Annotated in this window: 12 protein-coding genes; 7 read left to right on the top strand and 5 right to left on the bottom strand. The window is 42.2% G+C overall.

Annotated features, from left to right (window positions below):
- The 4 genes from ACK4HU_RS11755 (at window position 1) to ACK4HU_RS11740 (ending at window position 2,696) form a co-directional block, all read left to right on the top strand.
- Entirely contained in the window at window positions 1-339 is a 339-nt protein-coding gene (locus ACK4HU_RS11755) for an iron-sulfur cluster assembly protein (protein WP_409806955.1), read from the top strand.
- Window positions 340-365: 26 nt separating this feature from the next.
- Window positions 366-788: a BrxA/BrxB family bacilliredoxin gene (locus ACK4HU_RS11750; protein ID WP_409806954.1), complete on the top strand. Its 423-nt coding sequence runs from the start codon at window positions 366-368 to the stop codon at window positions 786-788.
- 245 nt (window positions 789-1,033) lie between these two features.
- Window positions 1,034-2,320 carry a citrate synthase gene (locus ACK4HU_RS11745; protein WP_409806952.1) on the top strand — a complete coding sequence of 429 codons (1,287 nt, stop codon included), beginning with the start codon at window positions 1,034-1,036 and terminating at the stop codon, window positions 2,318-2,320.
- Between the two features lie 115 nt (window positions 2,321-2,435).
- Window positions 2,436-2,696: an acyl-CoA-binding protein gene (locus ACK4HU_RS11740; RefSeq protein WP_409806950.1), complete on the top strand. Its 261-nt coding sequence runs from the start codon at window positions 2,436-2,438 to the stop codon at window positions 2,694-2,696.
- Between the two features lie 167 nt (window positions 2,697-2,863).
- Here ACK4HU_RS11740 and ACK4HU_RS11735 read toward each other — a convergent pair whose 3' ends face one another.
- Window positions 2,864-3,865, bottom strand: coding sequence for a bile acid:sodium symporter family protein (locus ACK4HU_RS11735; protein ID WP_409806948.1), 1,002 nt, complete (start codon window positions 3,863-3,865; stop codon window positions 2,864-2,866).
- Window positions 3,862-4,611: a TrmH family RNA methyltransferase gene (locus tag ACK4HU_RS11730; protein ID WP_409806946.1), complete on the bottom strand. Its 750-nt coding sequence runs from the start codon at window positions 4,609-4,611 to the stop codon at window positions 3,862-3,864. Before ACK4HU_RS11730 ends, ACK4HU_RS11735 begins: the two co-directional genes overlap by 4 nt.
- Between ACK4HU_RS11730 and ACK4HU_RS11725 the strand changes: the two genes are divergently transcribed.
- The 3 genes from ACK4HU_RS11725 to ACK4HU_RS11715 are packed head-to-tail and all read left to right on the top strand — an operon-like array spanning window position 4,601 to window position 8,538.
- Complete coding sequence (locus ACK4HU_RS11725) at window positions 4,601-7,048, top strand: BamA/TamA family outer membrane protein (protein ID WP_409806944.1); 2,448 nt, start codon at window positions 4,601-4,603, stop codon at window positions 7,046-7,048. The genes ACK4HU_RS11730 and ACK4HU_RS11725 overlap by 11 nt on opposite strands.
- A 6-nt stretch (window positions 7,049-7,054) precedes the next feature.
- Complete coding sequence (gene hemF / locus ACK4HU_RS11720) at window positions 7,055-7,966, top strand: oxygen-dependent coproporphyrinogen oxidase (RefSeq protein ID WP_409806942.1); 912 nt, start codon at window positions 7,055-7,057, stop codon at window positions 7,964-7,966.
- A complete protein-coding gene (locus ACK4HU_RS11715) occupies window positions 7,963-8,538 on the top strand; it encodes a phosphatase PAP2 family protein (RefSeq protein ID WP_409806940.1) in 576 nt (191 codons plus the stop codon). Before hemF ends, ACK4HU_RS11715 begins: the two co-directional genes overlap by 4 nt.
- 292 nt (window positions 8,539-8,830) lie before the next feature.
- On the opposite strand, the gene ACK4HU_RS11710 is transcribed toward ACK4HU_RS11715, so the two are convergent.
- The 3 genes from ACK4HU_RS11710 to ACK4HU_RS11700 form a co-directional block, all read right to left on the bottom strand.
- A complete protein-coding gene (locus ACK4HU_RS11710; protein WP_409806938.1) occupies window positions 8,831-10,177 on the bottom strand; it encodes a transglutaminase-like domain-containing protein in 1,347 nt (448 codons plus the stop codon).
- A 367-nt stretch (window positions 10,178-10,544) separates the two neighbouring features.
- Window positions 10,545-10,823: a hypothetical protein gene (locus tag ACK4HU_RS11705; RefSeq protein ID WP_409806936.1), complete on the bottom strand. Its 279-nt coding sequence runs from the start codon at window positions 10,821-10,823 to the stop codon at window positions 10,545-10,547.
- A 694-nt stretch (window positions 10,824-11,517) separates the two neighbouring features.
- Window positions 11,518-12,972 carry a sugar porter family MFS transporter gene (locus ACK4HU_RS11700; protein WP_409806934.1) on the bottom strand — a complete coding sequence of 485 codons (1,455 nt, stop codon included), beginning with the start codon at window positions 12,970-12,972 and terminating at the stop codon, window positions 11,518-11,520.
- Between the last annotated feature and the right edge of the window lie 310 nt (window positions 12,973-13,282).

Raw genomic sequence — 13,282 nt, 5'->3', positions numbered from 1 at the left:
ATGGAAGCAGAAACTAATCTCGAAAACGGAAACGTAACCAGTCTGAGAGACAAGGTGGTCATGGCAATCAAACAGGTGTATGATCCGGAGATCCCCGTGGATGTCTATGATTTGGGTTTGATCTATGAGATTACAGTCTATCCTGTGAACAACGTCTATGTACAAATGACACTTACTTCACCGAATTGTCCTTCAGCAGAGTTTATTCCATCAGAAGTAAAAGATAAGATCCAACAAATTCAAGGGATTAATAACGTGGAAGTAGAGGTTACCTTTGATCCTCCATATTCTCAAGACATGATGTCAGAAGCAGCTAAGCTAGAACTTGGCTTTTTATAAAAATGAACATTTAAAAATAAAAAAATATGTATCCTGAAGAGCTCATTGCTCCCATGAGAGCAGAACTTTCAAACGTAGGATTCCAGGAATTCAGATCTGCAGAGCAGGTTGCTGATCATTTGGGTCCAAATCACAAAGGCACCACTTTGGTAGTAGTCAATTCCGTATGCGGTTGTGCTGCGGGTGCAGCAAGACCAGGTATTCGATATGCTGTTGATCAAGCTGAAAAGAAGCCAACGACATTGGCTACAGTCTTCGCTGGAAATGACCGTGAGGCAGTCGCCAAATTGAGAGAGTTGGTTTTGCCATATCCACCTTCTTCACCGGCCATGGCTTTGTTTAAAGACGGGGAATTAGTTCATTTTATCGAGCGCCACCATATTGAAGGTAGAACTGCCAAAATGATTGGCGACCACTTGGTGGAAGTTTTTGAACATTTCTGTGATTAAAAAAAGCCCTTATGGGCTTTTTTTCTTTAATTAATCGAGCAATTAAATTTCTAATTAGAAAGATTTTGTAATTTCTCAGAGTAAATATTTCCTTGCTATGGCTTGAGACCTTTTAAAACTCTCAGTAAAGACCACCAAAATATTATTCTGTCAAATCGAATAATAATAAACCTAAAAAAGATTCCATTTTATTATCTTAAGGCCACCTTTTAAAGTATTTCAATAAAAGTAATCCAAAAAACTATATGTCTGACTCCGCAAAATTGTCCTTTAACGGTCAAGAATACGAATTCCCTGTAATCACAGGAACTGAAAACGAAAATGCTATTGAAATTGGAAAACTCCGTGACACCACGGGATTAATCACCCTTGATCCAGGGTACAAAAACACCGGTGCTACCAAAAGCGCAATTACTTTTTTAGATGGCGAAGAGGGAATACTTAGATACCGAGGGTATAGAATTGAGGATCTTGCAGAGAAATCTACCTTCCTTGAAGTTGCATACCTTTTGATTTATGGTCAGCTCCCAACCCAAGCTGAGTATGAATCCTTCAATATAGAGATCACTCATCATACTCTTGTTCACGAAGACATCAAGAAAATATTGGAGGGATTCCCTTCCAATGCCCACCCAATGGGCGTTCTTTCCTCTTTGATTTGTTCGCTGACAGCATTTTATCCTGATTCCTTACATCCAAACAGAAGCAAGGAAGAGATTGATCTAAGCATCATTCGATTGTTGGCTAAGATGCCAACATTTGCAGCTTGGGCTTATAAAAATGAAATGGGCCATCCGGTGAATTACCCGGACAATACCCTTGATTATTGCTCCAACTTCCTGAAAATGATGTTTGCACTTCCTGCTGAAAAGTTTGAAGTGGATCCTATCGTATCCGCTGCATTGGATAAGCTTCTGATCCTTCACGCAGACCATGAGCAGAATTGCTCCACCTCAACGGTGAGAATCGTAGGATCATCTCAGGCTTCAATTTATGCTTCAATATCTGCTGGCATAAATGCCCTTTGGGGACCACTGCACGGTGGTGCCAATCAATCCGTGATCGAGATGCTCGAAGCAATCAAAGCAGATGGTGGCGATGCTAAAAAATACCTTGACAAAGCAAAAGACAAAAATGATCCATTCCGTTTGATGGGTTTTGGTCACCGAGTTTATAAAAACTTCGATCCAAGAGCAAAAATCATCAAAAAAGCAGCCGACGACGTGCTGGCCAAATTGGGAGTAAAAGATCCAATCCTGGAAATAGCCAAAGAATTGGAACATGCTGCACTCAATGATCAATACTTCATTGATAGAAAACTTTATCCAAACGTAGATTTCTACTCAGGTATTATTTACCGAGCACTTGGAATACCTACCGACATGTTTACCGTGATGTTTGCCTTGGGAAGACTTCCGGGTTGGATCGCTCAGTGGAAAGAAATGCGTGAAAACAATGAGCCAATCGGTCGTCCTCGACAAGTTTATGTTGGTGAAAATGAGCGTGACTATGTCAGCATGAACAAAAGATAATCTGAACTACTAAATCCAAAAAGCCATCCGAACGATGGCTTTTTTGATTAAAACTCATTCCAAATCGAAATTTTTATGTCATTTTTGGAAACTCAAATCGCCCAAAGCAGTTTTTATGAAACCAACTACACTTGAGGAAGCCATGGCCCTCACACAAAAATTCACCTCAAAGCCAAGCAATGAAGAATTATTGAAACTCTACGGATTGTATAAGCAGGCCACCGAAGGAGATAATGAATCTGAAAGGCCCGGAGGATTTGATTTCAAAGCAGCAGCTAAATTCAACAGTTGGTTAGCATACAAAGGAAAAAGTAAATCTGAAGCTACTGAGCTTTATATTGAATTGGTAGAAAACATTTCTGGGAAATACATGTGATACCGAAGACGCTGTCTCATTAATGCCGATTGTCACATTGAGCGAAGTCGAAATGTGGGGTAGTATTCGCTACAAATAGCCTTCGACTTTTGTCACACTGAGCGTAGTCGAAGTGTCAGGCTGACACAGAAAAGCTTTTTGAGACAGCCTCGTTTTTTTAATCATTTTCACAAAGAGTCTACGGATTTCCTTCTCCCAAAATACCCGGCAAGAATACTCCCTAAAATCAATTGCTGAATGTGGTAAAGCATCACCGGTAGCAACACTAACCCCAGAATTGCAGGATCCGGAAAAATAACTTTGCCAATCACTACCCCATGAACAAGGGACTTTTTGGAACCACAAAAAAGAGTCGTAATTCGATCTTGAATAGAAAACTTAAGGATTTTTGAAATCAATTCCAGAATAAGCCAAACCAAAATAAATATCCCCAACATGGTCGCTGCTATGGTCAGCAAAGTAGAAATCTGATAGGCTGAGAATAATTTCTGAGCGAAAGATTCAGCGAAGGTCGTGAAGACAATGATCATAATCACAGTTTGATCTACATACTTAAGTTTGGACAAATAGTCCTTGATTTTAGGAAAAAGCCAACCATGTGCAATAATACCAAGGACAACCGGCAGAATAACTTTGAGAGTCAATTCTCCAAGGGTAGACCAAAAATCAATTTCACCTTCTGCCCCACCACCCAATATCCCCATCCAAGCAGGAGTCAAAATCACACCCAACAGGCTGGAAATGCTTGCATTGAAAATAGCGGCTGGTAAATTTCCTCCTGCTATAGACACCATCACCACCGAAGCACTGACTGTCGATGGCAAAGCCGATAAGTATGAAATCCCCAATTTAAAATCCGGATCAACCCACGGCATGATCTGCAGCAGGAAATAAACTAAAACAGGGAAAATCAAAAAAGTTGACACCTGAATCAGTAGATGAAGTCTCCAATTGGAAAGCCCGGATCGAAGTTGTTCGGGATCAAGCTTGACTCCATAAAAAAAAAACACAAAGGCAATCCCCACATTGATAATTGACTTCCATGGAAATCCTGAATCAATCGAACCCACTTCAGGTAATAGAGCAGCCAGTCCAATTGCACAGAAAAGTCCAAGAAGAAATCCATTGATTCCTACCCTCCGTAGCGTCTGAATCAATCTATGGATCATGTACCCATGAGTCTTTTAAAATTATCACAAAGAATAGCTGTGGCAATCGCAACATTTAAAGATTCAGCATTGCCATAGCCGGGAATGGTTACCTTTTGGGTTACTTTTTTTTCAATCTCCGGTGAAATTCCCTTGGCTTCATTTCCCATCACCAGTACGCCACACTTAGGTTTTTTCATATGATGGATATTTTCTCCATCCAGAAAGGCCCCATATACCGGCAAGTTCCATCTTTGAATAAGGGGGCCGAGATCTTCATAGAAAAACTGGACACGGGTAAAAGACCCCATCGTTGCTTGAATTACTTTAGGATTGTAGAATTCCGCAGTTTGAGGAGAAAAAACCAGTTTCTTGATTCCATACCAATCTGCGACTCGAATAATTGTACCTAAGTTTCCGGGATCGCGAACATCATCGAGGGCAATAATCAATTCTTCATTTTCAGGTTCAAATGAATTATTTTCTTTCATTTTCACTACGGCGAGTGCCGAGTCGTTGCTTTGGTATTGCCCCAACTGCTCGAGTTGATTTTGAGTCACTTGAATCAATTCTCCCCGAAATGGCTGAAGTAGTCGGGCATGCTTTTTTTCAAAGAAATCAGTCACCAAAAGTAACTCCACTGAAAAATCAGAATTCAAAACTTCCAGAACACTTTTCTCTCCCTCAACAAAGAACTTTCCGCTCTCGATTCGGTATTTTTTTTGATGTAAGGATTTAATAAACTTAACCGTATTTTTGCTTAGCATTCCTTCAGCTTATTCCGATTTGAAATCCTCCAAATATATACTTTTTATAGCGCTTCTTGGGATTTGCATGGGCTGTTCATTGACCAAAAATCTCAAAGATGGGCAGTATGCGCTTTACGAAAATGAGATCGAAGGAATAGAAAAATCAGATAGAGAGGCACTTAATGGACTTCTCGAACAGTCTACCAATACGCGGCTTTTTGGAAGGTCGCTAGGAGTCAGTATTTATCGAGTGGGTGAGCGGTTTTATGATAGTGTAGAACTTGCCGAAAAGCAAGTTTTGAACCGCAAAGAACTATCAGCCCTCCGACTGGCATCAGATTCACTACCGGATGATCGAAAGCTCAAAAAGCGAGTCGACAAATTGGCTTCGAAAATTGAAAGTCTGGACAAAAAGTTAGAGTTTGGGAATGCGCTGATGCGAACTGGGAATCCCGTGACGCTCTTGGATAGTATTGAAATTGAATCTTCTGTGGACAATCTCCAGGGATATCTCGTCAATCATGGCTTTTTTGATTCAAAAGTTGATTATGAAGTTGAAACAGAGGAAAAAAAGGCCTTCGTTACTTTTCTCATCACTGAAAAATCACCTTACATTCTCGACTCTGTATATACCCGGTCGGAAAACAAAGAGATAATCAGACTCCTTAATCAGACCGAAAAAAGTTCGCAAATCAAAAAAGGGGACTTCTACAATCAGGATAATATCTCCGCTGAACGCAACAGAATTGAAGAACTTTTGAAAAACAACGGTTTTTTCATGTTTTCTAAGTCCTATATCAATTATATCGCCTACAAAGACACGACAACCAAAACAATCAAACTCGAGCAGGTAATCCAAAAACCAACATTTGCGGACATTCACGAAACCTACACTATTGATTCGATCAACTTCCAGATCAATCCTCCAAGTAATGAGTTCGCTGACCGGAGAGTCTTAGAGAAATATCGTGATATAAACTTTTCATTTTATCAGGATCGATATTCTGCCAAAATATTGGCTTCCAGGATTTTTTTCCAACGAGGTCAGGCTTACAGTCGAGTTTCAGCAATTGAAACTCAGAGACAACTCAGCAACTTGGATTTGTTTCGGTTTGTAAATATTTCCTTTGACACACTCGGTACCTCACTGACAGCCAATATTTTTACACAACCCAATCAAAAATATCAGTTGACCAACCAGGTGGGTATGACAATCACCGAACAATTGCCTGGTCCATTTTTTAGTACTGCGGTGAGAAACCGAAATTTCTTTCGGGCCGGCGAAATTCTGGAATTCAATTTTCGAGCAGGACTCGAAGGGGTCGCCTCCGCTACGGGTCAAGGGGTCTATCAAAGCTCCGAATTGAATACAGGTGTCACCTTAATCTTACCGCGATTTTTGGTTCCTTTTGTTCCAAGTACGCTTCAAAAATTTGGACGCTACAATCCTAATACACGAGTAAGGCTGGGATACAACTATACCAACCGTCCTGAATACACGAGAAACTCTGTCAACAGTCTACTCTCCTATACTTGGGCAACTTCAAATAATAGAATATTCTACACCTTCAATGCTGCCGACCTGAGTTATATCCGGACTCCAAAGATTCAACCGGAGTTTTTGGACATCCTGAACAATCTGCAAAATCAAGGAAACAACCTAGTTTGGTCATTTCTACCTTCCTTCATCAGTAGCATCTCGGGTCAGACTATTATCAATTTTAATAAATACGGAAATTTCAAATCCAATAAGGCCTCGCTACTTCGACTGTTTGCTGAAAGTGGAGGAACCACCTTGAATTTCATGGATGTCCAAAGTAACAATGAACCTGGAATTGAATTTGCAAACTTTCAGTGGGTCAAATCTCAATTGGATTTTCGTAGATACTACCCCGTCAATAAAATACAAACCTTTGCCTATCGCTTTAATTTAGGTTGGGCTCGACCTTATGGAGTGAGTTCTGGGATCTTGCCTTATGAGAAATACTTCTTTGCCGGAGGAGGAACAAGCATCCGTGCATGGCAAGCAAGACGACTTGGGCCAGGAAGCTCCGTGCCCCCAGCCGGAGTACGAGGAGAATACGACTACACCAATGAACAACCTGCCGAAATGATTATGGAGACCATGCTTGAATACCGAAGGAAATTGTTCGGATACTTTGACATGGCGCTATTTATAGATGCAGGAAACAGCTGGATGATTGGATATGATCCTGCACGTCCGGGAGCGGATTTTCGGTATGACCGATTTTACAGAGAAATCGCCGTGGGAGCCGGTTTTGGATTGCGGATGGACTTTGATTTTCTGGTTATTCGATTGGACCTGGCTACAAAAGCGCTTGACCCGGCAAAGCCACTAGGAGAGCGTTGGGTTTTTGACAACATCAGTTTCCGCCAACCTTTTGGGGTCCGAGGTCAAACAGTATTAAATTTCGGGATCGGATATCCTTTTTAACGCATCATGAGTAGAAAAACAAAAACCGAGATAGCTGAAATATACAGGCAAATGCAGGATCATATCTGCGCAGGCCTGGAGATAGGTGATGGAGTCGGTAAGTTCAAAGAAGACCAATGGACCCGTGAAGATGGAGGTGGTGGTCGAACCCGAATCTTTCAAGACGGAGCGATCATCGAAAAGGGAGGCGTGGCTTTCTCAGCAGTTCATGGACCAACTCCTGAGAAGATCCTTCAAAAATTAGGACTGCAAAAGTCTGATTTTTTTGCCACAGGCGTATCAATCGTACTGCATCCTTTCAGCCCTATGGTCCCGATCATTCACATGAACATCCGGTATTTTGAAATGGAAAATGGCATCCACTGGTTTGGGGGTGGCATTGACCTGACTCCTCATTACATAGATCCTCAGGACGCAAAACATTTTCACCAAGAAGTCAAAAAGACCTGCGATCAGTTTGATTCCGAATATTATCCCAAATTCAAAGCTTGGGCAGATGACTACTTTTTTGTAAAGCACCGAAATGAAACCAGAGGTATCGGAGGAATTTTCTATGATCGACTCAGTGCGAAATCTGATAATCACTTTCAGCAGATACTCGATTTCAGCCTGGAGATTGGACGGCTTTTCCCAAGAGTCTACTCCCATTTTATGCAGAAAAACTCAAGTGTTCCTTTTGGCCCCGAAGAAAAAGCATGGCAAAATCTCCGACGCGGGCGCTATGTGGAGTTCAATTTGGTATGGGATGCGGGAACCAAGTTTGGATTGGATACCAATGGACGAACTGAAAGTATATTGATGAGTATGCCACCTCAAGCTGAGTGGACTTATATGCATGAACCACAGCAAGGAAGTGCTGAAGAATTCACCCTCAATCACCTGAAAAAAGACATCGATTGGTTAAATTATGAGTCATGATCGAAACGCTTAAAAATTGGGATGAGCAACTCTTCCTCTGGTTAAACTCCTTCCATGCCGACTGGCTGGATCCGATTATCTTTCAAATGACGGAAACCAGCACCTGGATTCCACTTTATGCAGTTTTGATTTATTTGATTTTCAAAGTGGATCGGGCCAATGCCTGGTGGGTTTTGGGCGGAGTAGCGCTCACAATTCTGGCAGCTGACCAATTCACTTCCGGGTTTTTAAAGCCCCTTATGGAGCGACTGAGACCCTGTCATGACCCTCGATGGGAAGGCATTATGCATAATTACGGTCGATGCGGAGGCCTTTATGGATTTGTCTCCTCTCATGCTGCAAATACCTTTGGTCTCGTAGTTTTTCTTAGTCTAAAGCTAAAGGGAAAATTAAAGTATCTGCCTTGGCTATTTCTATATCCTGTGGTGGTCAGTTATACTCGGATATACCTTGGAGTACATTATCCTTTTGACATTTTCTTAGGAGCCGTCATTGGAGCAATCGTAGCTTGGATTTCTTGGTTTATTATCGTGTTTGTAAAGAGAACCCTGATCAAGCAGGCCTTAAAATAAATCTTTGAAAGTCTCAGCAGAATCCGCGCTGCATTCCGTTGATTATTTAACAATTGTAAAAGGAAAGGAAGCACGGAAGATACAACTGTGCATCCAGAAGGAGAACATCCTGCAGACAGCTCAGAACATCCTGCCGAAGGTGGAGAGCATCCAGCTGATGGAGATACCACCGAAAATGCTGCTAAATAAGCTTAAGGTCCTTCAATAGGAATCTTTTAAAAAAAAGAGAAGGCTGTCAGTTTTGACGGCCTTCTCTCGTTTGTAAGTAATTGGATACTATCTGACTTTCCCTTTACAAATCCACTTTCCGCTGAAAGCTGAAAGTTGACTGAGCCTTCACTTCCTTACCATCGATCTCCAAGTAAGGATACGCCAGAAAGTTGATCGGACCGGAGACAGGACTTGGGTTGAGATTTAAGTCTCTACCTCGACTTAGTTCAATTCGATTGGCCGGGTGACGTCCAAAATAATAGGTCGCCAACGCCGTGTATTTATTCGCTTCGCTGATATCCACAGGCCACCATTTACCGTCAGCATAAAACTCCGCCCAACAGTGATAGCCATCGATTCCCCCTTCATTTCGATCGGAAGGTATGGATGCGCCAATTGCAAAGCGAGCCGGAATATCGACCGATCTGGCTAAGGAAATAAAGAAAGAATGGAATTCTGAACAATTTCCAGTCTTGGAATCGCAGGCATAATTAGAATCGCCACGACCAAAATCTCCAAACTTCATATACCTCATGTTATCACTAGTGTAATCATATAGCGCTCTAGCCTGGATCAAGTGGCTGTCTCTGATTTTTGGACCCAAGGCTTCTTTGGCGATCTCTTCAAACCTCCCTCCTCTTGGCATAAGAATATTGGATGCAAGGAAAACATCGGGATTTGGAGAAGGAGCTTGGTATGGACCTTTTTCTTTTCGATCAACGGAGTAGTTGATTTCTACTGACTTCCCACTATCCTCCGGTCCCAACTCCAAGTACATGATCGTATTATCGTACACCTTATCATCCAGATTTCGATGCTTTCCCGGAATGTCAAGGGATAAGATTTCTACCTTTTGGAAGTCATCCGACTCCGCGATAGGTATCCACATTTTTGCGGGTCCGGTCAGGATAGGAACCTGCACTGAATAATAAAATTCAAAGGAGTCTTTCCCTTCTACTACACCGAGAAGGCTGTTGTTTGATTGTTCTAAAGGCACACGATACCAGGTTTTATCTTCTTTGTTTTGTTTCCAACTGTAAAAAGGCTTGCCATTGAGCTTATGCACGGTCATCTCTGTCACGGTCATTGCACCTGGTTCTCCCTCCATGAAAAAGTCCACATCATACACTTCACCGCTGTCATCCACTAAATCCACACAGGCAAAATGCCGCTTAGGCCCCAAATTAGAAAGGTACTCCGTATGTACCCGAATTAATTTCATTTTGAGGTCGTGATTTTCATCCTTAACCGGGAAAACCCCGTCATTCTCAGCAGTCTTCACCGCTATAAACTCCTTGATACAAGATTCGATTTCGGCAATTGAAACTATTTTTAAAGGAGCCTCTTGTTCTTTGGATTCGGTTTTAGGTTGGCAGGAAAAAGCCACAAGTGCGGTTATGAAAGCAAAAAACCAACTTAATCTATTCATTCTTTAGGTTCTAATGTATTTAATCTCAAAGATAAAAAGTCAAGTGGGTTAATTTTGGTTTGTCTGAATGGTTTTGAGATTACTTCGTGAAATGTAAACCCTGTTGTCGGTAAAGCCAATTTCGTGGGATTGGTATCAAATAAGCTTTCTGAGTGTATTCCTCCTACGACTGAACTAAAGTGCACAGGTATTCAGAGGTTTTGATTCGATAGAGCTTGTTTATTAATAGTTTCAATAATAGTTTTTGAAATGTACACGTAGCGCTCAACCCTTTAAATCCCTTTTCCTAAGGGGTCTAAACCAAATGTAAAATCACGTCTACTAACCCGAACCTTAGAAATAGGCAAAAAAGTAATGTCCTTCACCATTAGCGCGGACAATCCGATAATTCCAAAATCAGATTTTTTTCTGTCCCAACAGAACAGATTTCAAGTCCATGTTCAGAATCCTGAATTTCGACCTTAAATGTTTGTCGGTTCATGTTTATGAAAAACTCCCAATTTCCTGATCTCAAGCCATCAAAAGCCTGCTCAAGTTTAATGCTCCAGATTTGCCCTAAAGCATTTTTTCCCCCAATATGGGTAATGGTTTCCACGCCTTTATCCAATTTTTTTGAAGAATATAGAATTTGATATCGGTCACACATATGGATTCTATTTATGGAATTAATGGCTAAGATGAAGTCTTATTGGTTCCACGAGGGAAAAAACAAGGGAAGTGTACTTAGCCGAAAACACCACTCCCATTTTTATATATGCAAGATTTCTGCCTTATATTCTGATAATCAATCAGAAGCGGAGGACGGCAGGATTGACTACCTCACCCCCTCGCTCCCGATACGCTTTGCTTCCCGATTCGTGAACTCTCGGGATTTTAAACCTCGGGACAAGCTCTCTCCTTGAGGAGAAGGAGCTCGTTCGCTGATCGAATTGAACTTTGAAGTTCTATTTGAGCTGATGGCGGAAAAATGACCCCGGAGGGGTCTAACTTTTCAATAGCCCCGGGTAAGGAGGCATGACACAACCCGGGGTATAAAACGTCAATAGGAATTAGTGCTGGAGCAGTAGGTTGTTTTGGAAAAGGGAGTTAATGCCAGCACAATCGAAATTTAAGGTTGGGAAGTTTAGAAGTAAGGAAGTTAGGAGAATGTATTGAAAATTGGAACCAAATCCCCCTTACCCCCTTTGATAAGCCTTACCCTTCAAACAATAACTAGGTAGATCAGGGGGGATTTGCGGAGGAATGATTTTGTAATTGTATTTCAAGTCCAGCCCCGATTGATATATCGGGGGAGAAGCAGGACAACGGAAAGTAGGGAATGGGCATTTACCACTCACTGATTACTGCAGAAAACTTCGACTCCCCCCACTGCGGACAAGCCGCTCAGCCTGACCCACACTCAACTCCTTCTCCAACTGCTCCAGTGTCTTTCCTTTTGTCTCGGGCAATATCCACCAAATCATCACAAATCCCACTGCGCAGATGACTCCGTAAAGCCAGAAGTTATTGGCCCAACCGAGATTCTCTTTAATTGCAGGAAAGCTGTAGGTCAGCGTGAAATTCCCCACCCAATGTGCCAAGGCTCCAATAGAAATTGCTGCTCCACGGATTCGTGTTGGAAAGATCTCCGATAGCACGACCCATAGCAAGGGAGCTAGTGAAATGGAATAAAACATCACATTCAACAGCACCAAAACCACTACCGAAGTCCCACCCAAATCTGCATAAAAGGAATACCCTAATCCCGCATATAACACTGTCATGGCTGCGAGACAGACCAATAAGATGGATTTTCGCCCATATTTATCCACCGTGGCAAAGGTCACAAAGATCGAGGCCACCATCACCCCACCGATCACGACGATATTGAGCATCATCTGCTTCAGCGTGAATCCCGCTGCCTGAAAAATATCCGCTGCATAGTAGATCACCACGTTGATGCCGCTCCATTGCTGGAGAAAAGCTAAGAATATTCCAATTGCAAGGAGTTTGAGCACATTTTTGCGCAGCAGGTCCTTAAAATTTACAGCGCCCAGATCATCGTCTTTCAAGGTGGAGAGTGTTTCATGGAGAGAGTCTTTGGCATATTCCTCCCCTCCTATTTTCTTCAAAACTTTCACTGCTTTCTCCTGCTGATTGTTTTTTATCAACCAGCGGGTGCTTTCCGGCACGAAAAACATCAGCACAAAAAACAGCACCGCAGGCAACACCTCCGCTCCAAACATCCAGCGCCATCCCTCCTGCCCACTCCAACTTGCCGCAATGGCTGTAAAATCAGCATTTTCTGCCAAGTCTTTATCCAAAAGAGAAATCTGCCAATTGGCGATCTGAGCGAGGAGTACACCGATCATGACCAAAAACTGATTGATCGTCACCAAACGACCTCTCTTCTCGGGTGGGGCGAGCTCAGAGATATATAATGGAGAAAGGTTGAGCGCGATACCCATCGCAATCCCTCCCAATATCCGGTAGAAGTTAAACCACCAAAAGGTATCTGCCATAGCAGTCCCAATCGCAGAGAGGGAAAACAGGAACCCTGAAAAAATGAGCAGCCGCTTTCGCCCAAGTTTGTCACTTAGGAAGATACATAGGATGGCTCCGACCATACATCCTATCAGCGCCGAGCTCGTCCCCCAACCTTGATCGGATGGAGAAGTGATATTGAAGAATGGCTCATAGAAAGGCTTGGCCCCACCAATCACCACCCAGTCGTATCCGAATAAGAATCCGCCCAGCGCGGCAGTCATACTGATCAGCCAGATATAAGTTTGGTTGTAAGGGTAGGTTTGAGCCATGGGGTATTATGGGAAAAGTAAAATTGACACCAAAAAATACCGGAATTTCGGAAAGATACAATCCTGTCTATGAAGCAAGCGTTCAATTTTCAATGGTCAATTTTCAATGACCAATTTTCAATTCTCAATGACCAATTTTCAATTCTCAAATAATCCCATTATTAACTTGAGTATTGAATTTTAACATTGATAATAATGGATATACGCAATTCTGCCAGTAGCCAAACTCTATTTAGTTTCACCTCGGCTTCGCTCGGTGTCCGTTAGTTTTGTTTTAATGGGAGGGGAGGAATATGCGGCTGCGCCGCAT

It is taken from the genome of Algoriphagus sp., assembly GCF_046296635.1.
GTDB lineage: Bacteria > Bacteroidota > Bacteroidia > Cytophagales > Cyclobacteriaceae > Algoriphagus.
This window is presented reverse-complemented; position numbering and strand designations above follow the sequence as displayed.